This is a genomic window from Streptomyces davaonensis JCM 4913, assembly GCF_000349325.1.
Lineage (GTDB): Bacteria > Actinomycetota > Actinomycetes > Streptomycetales > Streptomycetaceae > Streptomyces > Streptomyces davaonensis.
The window spans coordinates 409,630-426,213 of the sequence record NC_020504.1; the positions used below are offsets into that span (position 1 = coordinate 409,630).

General features: G+C 68.0%; 11 protein-coding genes and 6 pseudogenes. 12 read left to right on the plus strand and 5 right to left on the minus strand.

The features are described from left to right. Positions 1 to 11 precede the first annotated feature (11 nt). On the plus strand, positions 12 to 455 hold the full coding sequence (locus BN159_RS01805; RefSeq protein WP_015655170.1) for an HIT family protein: 444 nt from the start codon (positions 12 to 14) through the stop codon (positions 453 to 455). 171 nt (positions 456 to 626) lie between these two features. On the opposite strand, the gene BN159_RS01810 is transcribed toward BN159_RS01805, so the two are convergent. Both BN159_RS01810 and BN159_RS01815 read right to left on the minus strand, forming a co-directional pair. Continuing rightward, a complete protein-coding gene (locus tag BN159_RS01810; protein ID WP_015655171.1) occupies positions 627 to 1,103 on the minus strand; it encodes a tautomerase family protein in 477 nt (158 codons plus the stop codon). 428 nt (positions 1,104 to 1,531) lie between these two features. After that, positions 1,532 to 2,407, minus strand: a complete 876-nt coding sequence (locus tag BN159_RS01815; RefSeq protein WP_015655172.1) for a LysR substrate-binding domain-containing protein — start codon at positions 2,405 to 2,407, stop codon at positions 1,532 to 1,534. On the opposite strand from BN159_RS01815, the pseudogene BN159_RS47670 reads away from it, so the two are divergent. Together BN159_RS47670 and BN159_RS46815 are read left to right on the plus strand one after the other, a co-directional pair. Further along, positions 2,381 to 2,479: pseudogene (locus BN159_RS47670) on the plus strand (dehydrogenase); the annotation flags it as partial. The gene BN159_RS01815 and the pseudogene BN159_RS47670 overlap by 27 nt on opposite strands. A gap of 76 nt (positions 2,480 to 2,555) precedes the next feature. After that, positions 2,556 to 2,918 carry an SDR family NAD(P)-dependent oxidoreductase gene (locus tag BN159_RS46815; RefSeq protein ID WP_015655173.1) on the plus strand — a complete coding sequence of 121 codons (363 nt, stop codon included), beginning with the start codon at positions 2,556 to 2,558 and terminating at the stop codon, positions 2,916 to 2,918. Positions 2,919 to 3,946: 1,028 nt separating this feature from the next. Here BN159_RS46815 and BN159_RS01830 read toward each other — a convergent pair. The 3 genes and pseudogenes from BN159_RS01830 to BN159_RS01840 form a co-directional block, all read right to left on the minus strand. Then, positions 3,947 to 4,518: pseudogene (locus tag BN159_RS01830) on the minus strand (NADPH-dependent F420 reductase). Between the two features lie 278 nt (positions 4,519 to 4,796). Continuing rightward, on the minus strand, positions 4,797 to 5,183 hold the full coding sequence (locus BN159_RS01835; RefSeq protein WP_015655176.1) for a hypothetical protein: 387 nt from the start codon (positions 5,181 to 5,183) through the stop codon (positions 4,797 to 4,799). A gap of 660 nt (positions 5,184 to 5,843) precedes the next feature. Continuing rightward, positions 5,844 to 7,523 (minus strand): RICIN domain-containing protein, encoded by a 1,680-nt coding sequence (locus BN159_RS01840; protein ID WP_015655177.1) that lies wholly within the window; start codon positions 7,521 to 7,523, stop codon positions 5,844 to 5,846. A gap of 446 nt (positions 7,524 to 7,969) precedes the next feature. On the opposite strand from BN159_RS01840, the pseudogene BN159_RS47675 reads away from it, so the two are divergent. The 9 genes and pseudogenes from BN159_RS47675 to BN159_RS01875 form a co-directional block, all read left to right on the plus strand. Next, positions 7,970 to 8,410: pseudogene (locus BN159_RS47675) on the plus strand (discoidin domain-containing protein); the annotation flags it as partial. 78 nt (positions 8,411 to 8,488) lie between these two features. Next, a complete protein-coding gene (locus BN159_RS47680; RefSeq protein ID WP_408055030.1) occupies positions 8,489 to 9,595 on the plus strand; it encodes a chitosanase in 1,107 nt (368 codons plus the stop codon). 286 nt (positions 9,596 to 9,881) lie between these two features. Next, a pseudogene (locus tag BN159_RS46830) lies at positions 9,882 to 10,211 on the plus strand (cysteine/serine endopeptidase inhibitor); the annotation flags it as partial. Between the two features lie 42 nt (positions 10,212 to 10,253). Continuing rightward, positions 10,254 to 10,718 (plus strand): annotated as a pseudogene (locus BN159_RS46835) (fibronectin type III domain-containing protein); the annotation flags it as partial. A gap of 67 nt (positions 10,719 to 10,785) precedes the next feature. After that, a pseudogene (locus tag BN159_RS46530) lies at positions 10,786 to 11,568 on the plus strand (Tat pathway signal sequence domain protein); the annotation flags it as partial. Then, positions 11,551 to 12,315: a fibronectin type III domain-containing protein gene (locus tag BN159_RS46535; RefSeq protein WP_197541388.1), complete on the plus strand. Its 765-nt coding sequence runs from the start codon at positions 11,551 to 11,553 to the stop codon at positions 12,313 to 12,315. The pseudogene BN159_RS46530 and the gene BN159_RS46535, both read left to right, overlap by 18 nt. A gap of 174 nt (positions 12,316 to 12,489) precedes the next feature. Further along, positions 12,490 to 13,827, plus strand: a complete 1,338-nt coding sequence (locus BN159_RS01865; protein WP_015655181.1) for an extracellular solute-binding protein — start codon at positions 12,490 to 12,492, stop codon at positions 13,825 to 13,827. Between the two features lie 172 nt (positions 13,828 to 13,999). Further along, on the plus strand, positions 14,000 to 15,331 hold the full coding sequence (locus BN159_RS01870) for a carbohydrate-binding protein (protein WP_408055031.1): 1,332 nt from the start codon (positions 14,000 to 14,002) through the stop codon (positions 15,329 to 15,331). Positions 15,332 to 15,816: 485 nt separating this feature from the next. Beyond that, positions 15,817 to 16,242, plus strand: a complete 426-nt coding sequence (locus BN159_RS01875) for a hypothetical protein (protein ID WP_041818734.1) — start codon at positions 15,817 to 15,819, stop codon at positions 16,240 to 16,242. Positions 16,243 to 16,584: the final 342 nt, after the last annotated feature.

Here is a 16,584-nt window from a genome sequence, read left to right on the forward strand (position 1 = left end):
AGGAGCAGCCTGTGACAGGGTTGTGTGGCATGGACTGCGTCTTCTGTCACCTCATCCACGAAGGCACCGCACGCTGGATGGCCCGCGAGACCGAGGCTTGTGCTTTCACCCCGCTCAACCCACTTGCGCCGGGGCACACACTGGTGGTCCCCACCCGCCACTACACGGGTGTGTTCGACACCCCGCCCGATGTGCTGACCGCATCGATGACGCTGGTCCAGCGCGTGGCGACAGCCATGCGAACCGCCTTGGACGCCTCAGGAGTCAACATCCTGTGCGCCAGCGGCCCCGGATCGGAACAGTCCGTACCCCACCTGCACTTCCATGTCGTCCCGCGATGGGTGGACGACGGGATCTCCACCTGGCCGACCGGGATATCCCGGCGCCGCCACCCCGGCGATCCAGGCACGCAGCTGTCCGACGCACTCAACCGTGGCCACCACCACAGAAGTTGAGCCAGAGCCAAGAGTGGTTCTGGATCACTTTCCGTGCTGTGACGACGTAGGGTCACCCGATCTGTGATCATGAGCGGCCGTGGCGGATGCGTGCTGGAAGAGCGCGCGACCACCCCGCTCGGGCCCGCGCGTCCCCCCATCCCGATGAGAGGTGAACGTACGGGGCCGAGGTCACGCGCCGAGTGCGGAGCGGATCGCCTTGACCTTCTCCTCGGTGAACACGCCGCTGTCGAGGAGTGAGAGGACGGACAGGACGCCGCCGCTGGAGCCCCAGCTGCCCTCGTCAATGACACGGAAGTTGACCCACCAGGTCGACGAGGGCTGCGGCAGGCCGCAGGCGTCGGCCATTGCGGACAGGACGCGCTCGATGACGGCGGTCCTGACCTCCTGCCGCCAGTCTCCGTCCATCACCGCCACGTCGATCACCATGACGTCGGCGTTCGGGCCGATGTCCGCAAGGAGTCGGCCGCCGATGGCCATCATGTCGGGCTCGCGCTCGACGAAGTGCACCTGGAATCCGACCCGCGCGGCCGGGGCGAACTGCCCCACCTCGGGCACGAGGACCGCGTCCGTCAGCGTTTCGGCCAGCTTTCGGCGCTGCTCCTGGCTCAGGCGCCCCGTCGGGGTGTTCACGGTGATGATCGTCACGAGATCCTCCTATGACAGTCGTTATAGACAGCTTCAGAATACACACGGCTATAACGACTGTCATACCTGGCAGCATGAAGGGCTGCGTCACGCTAGGCGGGAGAACGACTCCCCCCGTGTGGCGCCATGAACTCGACGCGCAGGTGGGCCAGGTCAAGTCGGCTAGAACCAAGGCTCCGAGGTTGGCTTCAACTAGGCTGCGCATGCCGGCGGTTGGGGCAAGGCTGCCTCCCGGAGGACGGACCGGGGCTGGTACGCCTCGCCGTGTGCGGCGTCGGCCTGCCTCGCGTCGGCCACAGCGCCCTCACCCACCTCGAGGCGGCATGCGCATGGCGGTGGCGGGTGAGAGGGTGCTGGCCTTTCTTCACGCTGGTGCTTGTCTGAAATTGGTCCTGCGGTGATCGTCATGGCGAGGGGTGAGTGCCCGGTCAGAAGGCCAGTGCGGTCATGTGGTCAGGCTGGTCGGCGGCGACGTCGTGGGCGGCTTGGACGAAGGCGGCCACGGCTGCGGATCGCGAGGTCTCCGGCCAGGCGACCATGACCGCGCTGGGGCTGAGGCCGGTGACCGGCCGGTATGCGATGTCCGGGCGCTGGTGCCGCTTGGTGGTGGAGAGTGACAGGAACGCCACCGCCTGGCCCAGCGCGACCACCTCCAGGAGTTGCTCGACGCTGGCCACGAGTGGCCCCTCAGGAGTGTCTGCTGGCGTCAAGCCTGTGTGGCCATCGCCTGCTTCCGCTCCGTCGCATCCTGTGTAGTAGGCGGTGGTGGAGGGGGCGGCCCCCTTCCAGCGCGGGATCGGTTCGCCCTTGAGGTCGGTCAGCCGCAGTCGCCGACGTCCGGCCAGGCGGTGCCCGGCGGGGAGGACGGCCAGTCGCGGCTCGACCACGAGCGTCTGGGAATCCAGCCCTTGACCGTCGAACGGGCTGCGCAGCAGCGCTACATCGGCACGCCCGTCCCGCAGCATGGCGATCGGTTCTCCGCTGCCGCCGACGACGACTTCGGGCGGCGGCAGATGCGAACCTGTTCCCTGGTAGGCGGCGAGGATCTCCCGCAGCAGCCCGGCATCGCCTCCCGGCTTGACCGCCACGACGAGCTGGGGTGTCGGCTGACCGGCCCGGCGTGCACGCCGGGCCGCCGCGTGCACCGCGTCGACCGCGATCCGGGCCTGGTCGAGCAGCACCTGACCGGCGGTGGTCAGCCTCACCTGCCGGGTGGTGAGGAGCTTCGCGCCGACGGAGCCGACGTACGGTTCGTACCGCTGGACGTCACCGACGAGATCTCGGTCCAGGCCGCCGCCAAGCACATCGACGCCACGTTCGGCCGCCTCGACATCCTCGTCAACAACGCCGCGATCGCCGCCGGACCGCAACAACCGAGTCAAACCCCCGCCGCCACCGTCCGGCAGGTCTACGAGACAAACGTGTTCGGCGTCATCGCAAGTGACCCACGCCATGCTCCCCCTGCTACGCCGCTCCGCCGCCGCACGCATCGTCAACATGTCCAGCGAACTCGGCTCCCTCACCCACCTTGCCGACCCGGGCAGCCCGTGGTCCGCCTACTCCTCGATCCTCCTCCCTTACTGCACCTCGAAGAGCGCGCTCAACGCGATCACCGTGCTCCACGCCAATGAAATGCGCGCTGAAGGGATCCTGGTCAACGCGGTGAGTCCCGGCTACTGCGCGACCGACCTCAACCGCCACACCGGGATACGCACGGCGGCGGAGGGCGCGGCTGCCGCGGTTCACCTCGCGACTGTGGGCGAGGACGGCCCGACGGGCGCTTTTTTGGCCGAGGACGGGCCGATTCCCTGGTGAGACCATGCCGCGCCGTCTCCGCCCGAAGCCCCCATCCCCACTGGGCTTTACTGGTAGTTGGTGGGCGCACAAGCCAAGACGGACACGAGGTGATCACCCATCTCGCGGAGTCAGCGTCAAGGGCTGGGTCGCGAGTCAGCCAGCGGTTCTCATCGCGGTTGTGTGCTCGTCGTGTTCACTCAGGGTCGTGGGCCTGGCCCAGCCGTGGAGCGCACGGGGCGTGGCAGTGGCTGACGCCAGTCCCCCAGCGCCATGAGGAGAAACTGGCGGGCGAGAGAGCGTACGTCATCCCACGCCCGATCCGTGGATAGGGCATCGGCCCAGAGGCCGACACGGCTGGCAGCATCGATCTCACCGAGACGGCGGCCGATGGCCTGAAGGCCGTACAGGTCACTGGATTCGAGGGCTCCGCGCTCCGTGAGTCCTTCGGCGACACGGCAGAGCAGCTCCGCCTCTTCGACGACGGACTCTGTATCCAGCTCACGCTCACCCAGCCAGGCACGCTGATCTGGGGCGTCAGCTGCGAGGAGGGTCATCAATCGCAGCGTCCAGCTACGCAGTTGCGCGTCACCGAGCTGATTCATACATGCAGGATCGCACCTGCCTACGACCAGACCGTGTTCGATGGCATGGAACTACGGCAACAGCCTGCACAGTCCCCCTGCGGAGAATGAAGTTCGAGGCTGCTGCCGCAATCGAGGAGTGCCAGACAGCAGTGCCTCGCCCGCCACCGGCTGAACCGCATCGCTGGCTGTCGCCGTGAAATCCGTCGTCCAACGGCCCTACCGTGGGCCCCTGACCATCACCATCATTCGCCATCTGCCGATGGGAGAACGAACACGATCATGCAGCCACCGCGCAGCTCCACAAGGCTGGGGCGGGACGATCCGCTCCTGCGCCCGGACGAGCCAGGTCGAGCTGTCCTCCCACTCGACCCAGGCCTCCCGGGCGAACTCGATCGAGGCGCTCTTCGGGCCGCCCCACCTCAGCCAACCCCGCCGCGTTCCTTTGCACGCGGGAGTTGGCGGCTAGGCGGTGACGACGGTGAAGTTGAAGTCCACGGGGCCCAAGACCCCGTAGAGCCGTAGCCAGAGCGGCATGAGCAGTTCTGTCGCGCGGGCGCTGGACAGGTCCCCGAGGTCGGTGATCTGGTCGTCGGCCCAGCCGAAGGACCGCAGAGGAGCTGCCACCTCCATCTTGGCGTGCTCGTCATTTCCGCTGAGGAACACGTTGTGATGGCCGGGTACCCTGCTGGGCTCGACCATGACCGTGTTGGTCATGGTGTTGAGAGTCTTCACGACCCGGGTTTCCGGGAACGCCTTCTGTAGCTGCTCGGCAAGGCTGCCGCCGTCGGATTGTCGGCGCCCGCGGCCTCCAGCACGGCCAGTGAGACCAGGCCGCCGGTGGCGTTCACCACCAACTCCGCGGCGCCGGGGGCGTCGGCGAAGGTGCCGTGTGCACCGCCGTGGTCGGCGGCCCACTGCTTGGCATCGGCATTGTCCGCCGTCCTGGAGCCGATCGTGACCTCATGCCCCAGAGAGGCGAGCTTGGTGGCGAGCCGTTGACCGACCTCGCCGGTGCCAAGTACCGCGATCTTCATGTCTTGCTCCCCTTCGCAACTGAGGTACACGAACGCAGGCACGTACCGTTCTACGCGGAAGTAGGGCGGGCTCTGGGAGCGAGATATTGGGGTCGCCTCAGCCACGCCCTTCGGCAAAAGAAGACGGCCCCGATGCGGCCAGGCCCCACGATCGAAACCTCGCAGCAGCGCCGCCCGCAACATCTCACAGTCGGCCGCCCCCGGCGTCGTCAAAGCGACCCGATCATTCTGAACCTCTGGGGGCCTGTCCATGTACGCGCATGGAGATCGGTGGTCGATCACATGCCGTAGATGTCACACAACCAGTTCGCCTGACGCTCAAAGGCGGCCTGCGTTCCCGCGCCGGCGATCCCGTCAATCTCGCCGTTGTAGTCCCAGTTCGCCCTCAGGAACCTCTGCTCGGCCTTCCAGCTGTTCGTGCCGAGCGCACCATCGATCTCTCCGGTGTAGCCCCAGTACTGCTTCAGCCACTTCTGCTCGCATTCGGCCTCACGGGTGCTGAGGCCCAGGTTGACGACGGCGAGAGTGGTCACCGGCTCGGCGGCCGCAATGGAACTCGTGCCGGTCTCAGGTGCGGCGACGCTGGTGCCGGCCGTGGCCAGGGTTCCGGCCGCTATGCCGATGACGGCAGTGACGCTGACGAGGGTTTTCGTCACGAGACGCATGTGTGTTCTCCGATCTGTAGAAATCCAGTGCCTGCTGACCGAACGACGGAAACAGGTCGACGTAAACTGCCTCGCGAATCCGGACTCTTGCCCTTTTGGCAGCGCCGGACGCTCAACCAAGCTAGATTTACCGGGGCGTTCAGGCTTTGTTCCTCGTGCACGGCTATGTCTCAGCTGTGCACGAGCGGCGGTGATTAATCCGCCGACGCGTTATCCAGTGGGCGGGAATGGGGTCAGGTACTGATTCCGCCGAGTACGTTGCGCCGCGTTCGGACAGCTGACTTCTCGTCGGCTCATAGCCGACAGCGTTGGCGTCGGCTCTACCGGGGACGCTCATGAAGATGACGTCCGCATTCCGCGGGGCGGGCACCGCAGGTGACGGTGGACGGGATCGACGGCCATGCCGACGCACTCGCCCAGGGGCCCGTTGCCGGGCCCGTTCACGACCAGGTCGGTGAGATACACGTTCGATCCAATGCCCGAGTTGCTCGCCCCGATGGTTGTTCATCAACTCGGCGAAGTCGCACACGCGTTGACTGCTACGCCCAAGTGCGGGGCAGCGGGAGAGAGATCAGGTCCCCCTGGCCTACCGGCCGAGCGTTCCGCTGGTCGGTGAGTTGTGGCGGCGGGGCGTAGGTCGTCTGACACGTCTCGGCGCGGTCAGGTGGTCCGTCCGGCGTGCCACCGCTGTCGCGCGGATCCGTCTCCCCATTCGAGCCCCAGGCTCCCGAACCGGTCGGTGACCGCATTGCCGGAGGCGATGTACGGGTGGATCACGCCATTGGTGTCCACCGAGAACATCAGGTTCTGGCCGTGGTCGCTCTGGAGCGATTCACACGTCCAGATGCCCACGCCCCGATCGACCTCACCACGGCTGTCCAGGCAGAACGCCTGGTCCTCGGCGTACGACTGGAGGACTTGGCGCTCGGCGTCGTACCGCCACAACTGCCTTTCGGAGCCGGAACACGTGGTCGTGATCACGTCGTTGCCCTTGGCGAACCTGCCGCCCTGCACGTCCAGGCACAGCCCCGTCTCGTTGTTGACCACTTCGGCGTACGTTCCGTTCGGCGCGTGTGTCGTCGGAGACGGGGGCGGCTTCGGCGTGGCGGAGGGCTGCGGGCGCGCGGAGGTGCGCGACGGGGTCGGGGTCGGCTTCGGGGACGGTGAGGTGCGGGTCTTCGAGGGGGAGGGCGTCACTGTCACGGTCGGGGTCACCGCGGGTGCAGGCGGCGGAGTGGGCGTGGTGTGCGAGGCGACGTTCTCCGCGGCCGGATCACCGAGGGAGAGCAGGAACAGCAGGAGTGGCGCAATCGCCACCCCGAGCGCGGCCGAGGCCAGGGCGAACCGCCGCGAGGGAGGCCAGGCCCGAGCGGTCTCGGCCACCGACCCCCAGGCGTCGCGAGCGGCAGCGTGCCCTGAGCCGTCCCGTGCCGTCAGGGAGGTGCCCCCAGGGCTCGCATGCACAGCACCGCGCCGTCGGCCCGCCGCGTGCGCCCCGGCCCCTGGCCCCGTGGCCGAGCCCCCGCGCGTGTCCTCATCCCTCCGCAACCCGCTCATGTAAGCCGCCCCCGACCACGGCAGCAGCCCCTCGGCCAGGGCCGTGCGCCGGGTGTCACGCAGGGTGCACTGCTCCTCGTAGGCCATCGTGCAGTGCGTGCACTGTGCCATGTGTCTGGAGAGGTCGTGGCTGTGCCGGGGCGAGTCCGGGCGTACGGACTCCTCGATCAGCCGGCGGAAGCCCGCGCAGTCGGGGTCGAGGGAGTCAGCGAGCCGGGTGCGCAGGGCGGCTCCGGAGAGCTCCACCAGGGCGCGCTCCAGACCCCACTTGACGTCGGGGCCGCTCATGCCCAGGAGCAGCGCAACCCGCTCCTCGGGTTCCCGCTCGACGAGGCCGTACCAGACCAACCCCTGGACGCGGAGCGGCAGTGAGTGGAACGCGCGGAGCAGCGTGGGCGCGGGAGCGTTGGTGCTCAGGGCCTGGAGCAGGCCCGCGTCGAGTCCGACGGCTCGTTCGTCGTCGGCCCACTCGGCGGCGATCCGGCCTACCAGGAGCAGCAGTTGATGGCGTAGGGGTGTGACCGGTTCGGTGCCGCGGGCGGTCTCGCGGGCCGCCGCGGTGAACGCGTGCGCGGTGAGCTGGCGGGCGACTGCTTCGCCGGCGGTGCACAGACGGGCGTAGGCGAGGACCGACGGGCGGTGGCGGGCGCGCAGTTCACGCAGGGCCGGGTAGGCGGTGGCGCTGCCCGTGCGCAGCAGTTCGGTCAGCCGGTCGTCAGCAGTGCCCGCGTACTCGCTGTTCACGGCTCCGGAATCGCTGCTGTTGCCCTCGGCCCGCGTCATTGCGCGCCCCCCTGTCCCCTGGCCGCACTGACGGCCAACTCACTGACCAGTCAGTCTGTTTGCGAGGCCATGGTGGTGGATGAGCCGGGACGGGAAAAGGTGTTTCTGCGGGTAACTCTTGGCGCGTGAGGAAGCGGCCCGATGGCCGCGCGGGTTGGTCCGAGGGGCCGAACAACCTTCGAAACATCGTGCGTCGAGCCGTCAATTCCCTTTTTCCGTAAGGGGCTTGTGCCGCCGCGACGGCAGCCCTACTGTTTCAGCGTTCAATCCGTCTGTTAGGAAGGTTTCCTAACACTCACCGGTTCTGGCCGAGCCAAGAGCTCCCGCTGAGGACCGTACGGCAGCTGCCCCTGTGGCGCCCCGCACAAGGGACGGCCACCCCGCGTTGCCTCCTTACCTTCCTTCCGGCCTACTCCCTGAAGGGCACAGCCATGCGTAGAAACACCATGCTCTGGCAGGCGATCACCGCGACCGTCCTCACTGGTGGTCTGGTCGTCGGCTACGTCGGGCTCACGCCCGCGTCCGCCGCCGGTTCGAACCTTGCCCTCGGCAAGCCCGTCACGGCCTCCTCCGTGGAGGGTGCCGGCTTCGAGCCTGCCAAGGCCGTCGACGGCTCCACCTCCACTCGCTGGGCCAGCCTCGAAGGCGTCGACAACCAGTGGATCCAGATCGACCTGGGCTCGGTGACCGACGTCGCCCAGGTCGTGCTCAAGTGGGAGGCCGCCTACGCGAAGTCCTACCGCGTCGAGGTGTCCGACGACGGCTCGACCTGGCGCCAGGTCTACAGCACGACCACCGGTAACGGCGCCACCGACGACCTCGCCGTGAGCGGCTCCGGGCGCTACCTGCGCGTCTACGGCACCCAGCGCGCAACCGCGTACGGCTACTCCCTCTACGAGGTCGAGGTCTACGGCGACTCACCCACGAGTCCCGACCCCACCACGCCGCCGGACAGCACGACCAACCTGCTCGCCGGGCGGCCGACATCGGTCTCCTCGGTCGAGGGCACAGGCTTTGAGGGCGGCAAGGCCGTCGACGGCTCGACCAGCACCCGCTGGGCCAGCGTCGAAGGGGTCGACCCGCAGTGGCTCCGCGTCGACATGGGCAGTACGAAAACCGTCGGCCGGGTCGTGCTCAAGTGGGAGGCCGCTTACGCCAAGTCCTACCGCGTCGAGGTGTCCGACGACGGCTCGACCTGGCGTCAGGTGTACAGCACCACGACCGGTGACGGTGGCACGGACGACCTCGCCGTCAGCGGCTCCGGCCGCTACCTGCGCGTCTACGGCACCCAGCGCGCAACCGCGTACGGCTACTCCCTCTACGAGGTCGAGGCGTACGGCACCGGCTCGACGACGCCACCGCCGTCCGACACCGCGAACCTCGACGACCCGGCCAAGAAGGAGATCGCCATGAAACTGGTGTCCTCCTTCGAGAACTCCTCCCTGGACTGGCGCGCGCAGTTCGCCTACATCGAGGACATCGGTGACGGCCGCGGCTACACCGCCGGGATCATCGGCTTCTGCTCGGGTACGGGCGACATGCTGGACCTCGTCGAGCGCTACACCCAGAAGAAGCCCAGCAACCCGCTGGCGCCCTATCTGCCGGCCCTGCGCGAGGTCAACGGCACCGATTCGCATGCCGGGTTGGGCACGTCCTTCGAGAACGCCTGGCGCACCGCCGCCCAGGACTCCGTCTTCACCAAGACGCAGGAGGAGGAGCGTGACCGGGTGTACTTCAACCCGGCCGTCGGCCAGGCCAAGACGGACGGCCTGAAGGCGCTCGGCCAGTTCGCCTATTACGACGCCGCGGTCATGCACGGCGAGGAGGGCTTCCGTGCGATCCGCTCGCGGGCCGTCTCCCGGGTGAAGCCGCCGTCGCAGGGCGGCAACGAGGTCACGTTCCTGCACGCCTTCCTCGACGAGCGCGAGGAGGAGATGCGCAAGGAGGAGGCGCACAGCGACACCACACGGGTCAGCACCGCGCAGCGCAGGTTCCTCAACGAGGGCAACCTCCACCTCAACATCCCGCTGTACTGGAGCGTCTACGGGGAGTCCTTCTCCATCACCTCCTGACAGCGACGCGCCTTCCAGTCCGCCCGGGGCACCCTCCCCTCCCCGCCGCCCGGGCAGTCACGGCCACCCGGGCCGTCCGTCCCCTACGCCCCGCTCGGACGGCCCGGGTGGCAGGGACCCTGCACGCCCCCCTCTGCCAGGGCACGTTGCCCGCAGACGGTCGTTCCTCTCCCCTGATGTGCCGTCATCCGCGAAGCCGGGATGACGAGATCCCCCTGCGTGAGGAGAACACGTGCGTCTCACACCGCAACACACGCTGCGCTGGGTCACCCCCGCGTTCGGCGCCATGCTCCTGCTCGTGTCCGGCACCGGGCCCGCCTCCGCGGTCCCGATCGGCGAGTCCCGGACAGGCAAGATGACCTGGTACGACGATACGGGCTACGGCGCGTGCGGCACGCAGATCAACGCCGCCACCGAGGACCTGGTCGCCGTGTCGTACGCGTGGTGGACCACCGCCAACCCCAACGCGGACCCGCTGTGCAACGGCATCTCCGTCCAGGTCACCTACAACGGCCGGACGATCACCGTACCGGTCAAGGACAAGTGCCCAGGCTGTCCCGCCGAGCACATCGACCTGAGCAAGTCGGCCTTCCAGAAACTCGCGCCCCTCGATGTCGGCGTGGTCAACGGGATCACCTGGAAGTTCGTCTCCACCAACGGCGGTGGTGGCGGCAGCGACACGCAGGCGCCCAGCGCGCCAAGTGGCCTGTACTCGCCGAGCAAGACGTCCTCCAGTGTGTCCCTGGCCTGGAACGCCTCCTCCGACAACATCGGTGTCACCGGCTACGACGTCTACCGCGACGGCACCAAGGTCAGCACCGCAACCGGGACCGGCGCGACCGTGAGCGGCCTGTCCGCGAGCACGAGCTACTCCTTCACGGTGAAGGCCCGCGACGCCGCGGGCAACATCTCCGCCGCCTCCAACAGCCTGCCGGTGACGACCAGCGCCGGCAGCGGCGGTGGGGGGACCTGCCCCACTGCGTGGTCCTCCACCCAGTCGTACGTGCCAGGTGACGTGGTCTCGTACGCGGGCCACAAGTACACCGCGACCTACTACTCCACCGGCGCGATCCCCAACGACCCCAGCTCCTGGGCCGTCTGGCGCGACGACGGCACCTGCTGACACACCCCGCGCCTCCCCTCCCATGTAACACGACCCGCACCTGACAACCTCACGAAGGGATCGACGCATGAAGTACAGACGTAGGCTGGCGGCTCTCGCGGCCGCGCTCGGCCTGGGCCTGCTCGGCCTGAGCGTGCCCTCCACCCCCGCCGAGGCGGCTCCGACCTGGACGCTGCGCTGGGCGCCCGACCCGACGGTCCAGGGTCTGGGTGCCTTCGAGACCCTGGAGGACGACCGCGCCGACTCGCACACGAGTTTCGGGCCGCACATCAAGGTGGCGGGCGACGCCTACCGGTTCGACATGCACATGGTCGACCGGGACACCTCCACCGACCGGCAGCGCCACGAGGTCACCGGCAACCGGACCTCGTCCTCCTCCTACCTCAACTGGAATCTCGGGGAGACCTGGCGGGTCACGTACTCGATGTACATCCCCAGCTCGCTGATGGCCACGACCACGTTCACGCACATCATGCAGACCAAGCAGCCGGGCCCCGGCACCTCCCCGATCACGGTGACCTCGCTGCGCCGGGTCAACGGCGTGCAGACCATCGAGCACAAGGTCATCGACGGCGACGTCCTGGTCGGCCGCACCAACCTCGAACCGCTACAGAACAAGTGGATCGACATCGAGTACGAGATGAAGATCGGCGACGGCACGGCGGGCTCCGTCCGCTGGGTCGTCAAGAGTGCCGGGACCACGATCGTCGACGCGACCAAGACCGGCGTCGACACCTTCCTCGCCGACCGGGTCCGCCCCAAGTGGGGTATCTACCGCTCCCTCGGCGACACCTCCGGCTCCCTGCGCGACACCTACCTGCTGCTGCGCAACATGCGCGCGTACGAGCTCACCGCCGGCACCCCGGGCGACACCCAGGCGCCCACGGTCCCCGACGGTCTGCGCTCGACCGGCACCACCGCCTCCAGCGTCTCCCTGGCCTGGAACGCTTCCTCCGACGACACCGGCGTCACCGGCTACGACGTCTACCGCGACGGCACCAAGGTCAGCACGGTGACCGGGACCAGCACCACGGTGAGCGGCCTGTCCGCGAGCACGAGCTACTCCTTCACAGTCAGGGCCCGTGACGCCGCCGGCAACGTCTCCGCCGCCTCCAACACCCTGCCGGTGACGACCAGCGCCGACAGCGGCGGGACTGACACGCAGGCGCCCAGCGCGCCAAGTGGCCTGTACTCGCCGAGCAAGACGTCCTCCAGTGTGTCCCTGGCCTGGAACGCCTCATCGGACAACGTCGGTGTCACCGGCTACGACGTGTACCGCGGTACCACCAAGGTCAGCACGGTGACCGGGACGAGTGCGACGGTGAGCGGGCTGTCGGCGAGCACGGCCTACTCCTTCACGGTGAAGGCCCGTGACGCGGCAGGCAATGTGTCCGCCTCCTCCAACAGCGTGTCGGTGACGACCGACGCCGCCGGCGGGGGGACCTGCCCCACGGCGTGGTCCTCCACCCAGTCGTACGTGCCGGGTGACGTGGTCTCGTACGCGGGCCACAAGTACACCGCCACCTACTACTCCACCGGCGCGGTCCCGAACGACCCGACGTCCTGGGCCGTCTGGCGCGACGACGGCGCCTGCTGACACACCCCGCGTCGCCGCCACGCGCCGCCACGCGTGGCGGCAACACCGACGCCTCGCCCACCCCTCGTTACCCACAGGCAGCTCCTAGCTGCCGGAGCGTCATCCGGTGGCCGTCTGACCCCCCATGTCCCACGAACAACGCACCCAGCCCCGCGGACACCGGGAGGATCACCGATGCGCACAGGACGGCGAAGACTCAGAGCACTCGCCGCGGCGGTCACCGCAGCCCTCATCCTCCTCGCCGGCGGCTGGACCGACCGGGTCCGCACAGGGGCGCACGACGACCCGACGAAGGAAGTCACCATCGCCTTCTGGCACGGCTGGACCAGCGAGAGCGAACAGCAGGCCGTCGCCGACAACATCGCACGGTTCGAGCGCGCCCACCCCAACATCCACGTGGACACGGTCGGCGGCGTCACCGACGCCCAGATCGACACGGCGATGCTGTCCCACGGCCCCGACTCCCCGGACGTGATCGCGTCGTTCAGCCCCCACAACGTCGGAAGGCGCTGCCACAGCGGAGGATGGGCGGACCTGGACCTCTTCCTCGACGAGGCGGGCATCGACCCGGACGAGACCTTCCCGGCGGCCCTCAACGACGACACCCGAGTCAAGGACGACAGGTGCAGGCTGCCTCTGCTCAGCGACGCCTTCGGCCTCTACTACAACAAGGACCTGTTCGCCCGCGCCGGCATCAAGGCGCCGCCGAGGACGATGTCCGAGCTCATCGAGACCGCACGCCGGCTGACGGTCCACGACGGTGACAGCTACCGCCGGCTCGGCATCATGCCGACCTGGCACACCTTCGAGTGGACCCTCGCCCGCGCCGGAGCCTCCTACGGCGCCCGGTACTTCGACGACTCGGGCAAGGCGGCGATGTCGAACCCGAGGATCGCCCAGTTGCTGGCCGACCAACGCCAATTGGTGGGCGCACTCGGCGGCTACGCCAAGCTGGAGAAGTACCGGGCCACGTTCGGGGACGAGTTCGGCGCCCACAACCCCTTCCGCACCGGCCAGGTCGCCATGATCTTCGACGGTGAGTGGCGCGAGGGCATGGCCAGGTCCGCGGGCGTGCCCTTCGACATCGGCGCCGCCCCCTTCCCCGTCGCGGACGGCCAGGTCGAGGACTACGGCAAGGGCTACCTGTCGAGCACGGTCATCGGCATCGCCGGCAACAGCCCCAAGAAGAACGCGGCCTGGGAGCTGGTGAAATTCATGGCCACGGACACCGAAGCCGTCGTAAGTCTCTCCAACGCCATCCACAGCGTGCCCTCCACCTACGCCGCACTCGGTTCGCCGCACCTCAGGACGACCGACAACTTCGACGTGTTCATCGCGATCGCCCAGCACCCGAAGTCCTCCACCACTCCCGCGGCACCCAACGGCGGCGCCCACCGGCTCGCCCTTGAGAACTTCGCCCACGCCTACGAGTCCGGCAGGACCGACGACCTGGCGGACGGACTGAGGGCCGTCGACCGCCAAGTCGAGCGGGACATCGCTCGGGCGCGGTGAGCCGCCCCGTGCCCTTCAAAGCCAGGCCCAGGTGGGCCTGTTGTCAGGTTACGAGGCGTTCCTGACACGTCATCCGCCCTCCTCGTACCGTCCTTCAGGAGGTAGTTCCGTGCACAGATCCCTTCCCTTGTACCGTCCGCGTCCCGGTGTGGTCCTTGCCGCTTTGTGCGGTCTGCTGTTGTCTCTGCTGTTCACGGCGTCGCCGTCCTCGCGTGCCGCCGTGACGGCCGCGGACTACCAGGCGGAGGACGCGACGATCTCGCAGGGCACGGTGGCGACGAACCACCTCGGCTACACGGGCTCCGGGTTCGTCGACTACACCAACGTCACCGGCTCGTACGTGGAGTTCACCGTCGACGCCGCCACCACCGGCACCGCGACCCTGGCCTTCCGCTACGCCAACGGCACCACCCTCAACCGGCCGATGAACATCTCCGTCAACGGCACGGTCGTGGCCTCGAACCTCTCCTTCGCGCCCACCGCGAACTGGGACACCTGGGCCACCCGGACGGCCACCGTCACCCTGACCGCGGGCAGCAACACCGTCCGCGCCACCGCGACCACCTCCAACGGCGGCCCCAACCTCGACAAGCTCACCCCCGCCACCACCGCCCTCCCGCCGGGCATGGCGGTGGCCCCCTACGAATACTTCGGCTGGGGCAACCCGCCCAGCCCCACCACCGTGATGGCCGCGACCGGCGTCAAGTGGTTCACCCTCGCCTTCATCCTCTCCGACGGCACCTGCAACCCGGCCTGGGACGGCTCCCGCCCGCTGACCGGCGGCGACGACCAGGCGAAGATCAACGCGATCCGGTCCGCCGGCGGCGACATCATCGTGTCCATCGGCGGCTGGAGCGGCGCGAAACTCGGCGAGAAGTGCACCAGCGCCTCGGCCCTCGCGGGCGCCTACCAGAAGGTCATCAACGCCTACGGCCTCAAAGTCATCGACATCGACATCGAGAACACCGAGTGGGCCAGCGCCACGGTCCGCCAGCGCGTGATCGACGCCCTGAAGATCATCAAGACCAACAACCCCGGCATCAAGACCATCATCACCTTCGGCACCGCAACCACCGGCCCGGACACCACCGGCATCGACATGATCAACCGCGCCGCCAGCTCCGGCCTGGCCAACGACATCTGGTGCATCATGCCCTTCGACTTCGGCGGCGGCAGCACCAACATGGGCACCCTGACCGTCCAGGCCATGGAAGGCCTCAAGGCCCGCGTCCAGACCGCCTACGGCTACAGCGACACCACCACCTACGCCCACATCGGCCTGTCCTCGATGAACGGCAAGACCGACGTGGCCGGCGAACTCGTCCGCATCACCGACTTCCAGACCATGCTCGCCTACGCCCAGCAACACCACATCGCCCGCCTCACCTACTGGTCCATCAACCGCGACCGCCCATGCACCACCGGGTCCGACGGCGACTCATGCAGCGGTGTCTCCCAGCAGCAATACGACTACCTCAAAGTCTTCGCCCAATACACAGGCTGAGAAAGGGCACTGACATGAAAAGACCCCTGCACAGAACCAGCATGTCCAGGTGCATCGCCCGCACGGATTCGCTTTCAACTCCTCGCTGTACAACGACGGCGGCGTTCAACTCCAGTCAATGATCGCCACCTCCGGGAACCTCGTTCCCTGACGATTCCGCACCCCTTTCAACGGCGCTGTGCCGGGCTCAGGTCCGGCACAGCGCCTCCGCCTCGTCGGTGCATACCGAGCACCTGCACGCCCAGGCGCTCAAGGACTGCACCACCGAACTCAACCGGCCGCTCTGCCCACCGATGCAAGCAGCCCAAGCCTCCTGCGGGCACTGGGTAGGAGGCGCCGTGCTGACAGTCAGGTCCCAGGCCCGTACACGGCCGCGTATCGGCGTGCGGACATCGCCAGCCGCACCACCACCACGGCGTCGACGGACCGGCACCGTCCCTGAAAGCCATGGCCGCCACAGAGCTGAGCTGCCTACGCTCCGACCCATGCGAACTGTCTTCATGTTTCCCACAGGTGAGCGAGCTGAGACGGTTGCCTCGCTCGATCGGCATCTGCCCGAGCAGCGCCATCCGTGGACTCTGGACGGCAACCTCTACATCGACACCGACGATGAGCAGACCGGCTACCTCTTCTCTGACTGGGATCCTGAGGATGTTGCAATCCTCGAAGCGGCCATCGGGCATCACCCCACTTGGGCGGTGCAGATCGACATTTCCGGGCGGATCGACGGCACCGCGGAGGTTCACCAGATGATCGCTCTGCTGCTTGAGCACGGAGGTGTGGCAACGGACGACTACACCCCCCACCCATGGACCCTGCCGGAAATCCTGTCCGGAACGGTGATCGACGGCCTGCGCTTCTTCGACTTTCGCGGCTACCAGGAACTCAACCCCGAACACGGGCGTTCCTGACTCGATCTCACGCCAGCCTTCCTGCGCGGCAAGCGGGTGCAAGCCCGACAGTTCGGTCCGGTCTCTCTAGGGCTTCCTGTCGTCCCTCAGTAGAAGTCCAGGGCCACCGGAACGCTGCTAAGAGCGCGGCCCTCTGGGATAGTCGCCCCATGGTTCGAGCACATGGTCCCGCCGACGGAACGCCTCTGACCCCTGAGGAGTACGAGGCGGTGAATATCGCTGTCTCGACCGGCGCAGGACGTTGGGCCGGCGGACAGCCGTGCACACTCAACTCGCTTCTCACGGCGTGGAGGAGCGTCGTGAAGGAACTGGAAGAGGGCTACGCATGGTGCGCTCCAGAGC

Bases quoted from the DNA above. Each gene is read 5' to 3' on its own strand.
- BN159_RS46815 (WP_015655173.1), top strand. From the start codon at position 2,556: ATGCTCCCCCTGCTACGCCGCTCCGCCGCCGCACGCATCGTCAACATG.
- BN159_RS01835 (WP_015655176.1), bottom strand. From the start codon at position 5,183: ATGCGTCTCGTGACGAAAACCCTCGTCAGCGTCACTGCCGTCATCGGC.
- BN159_RS01840 (WP_015655177.1), bottom strand. From the start codon at position 7,523: ATGACGCGGGCCGAGGGCAACAGCAGCGATTCCGGAGCCGTGAACAGC.
- BN159_RS46535 (WP_197541388.1), top strand. From the start codon at position 11,551: ATGCGCGCGTACGAGCTCACCGCCGGCACCCCGGGCGACACCCAGGCG.
- BN159_RS01865 (WP_015655181.1), top strand. From the start codon at position 12,490: ATGCGCACAGGACGGCGAAGACTCAGAGCACTCGCCGCGGCGGTCACC.
- BN159_RS01875 (WP_041818734.1), top strand. From the start codon at position 15,817: ATGCGAACTGTCTTCATGTTTCCCACAGGTGAGCGAGCTGAGACGGTT.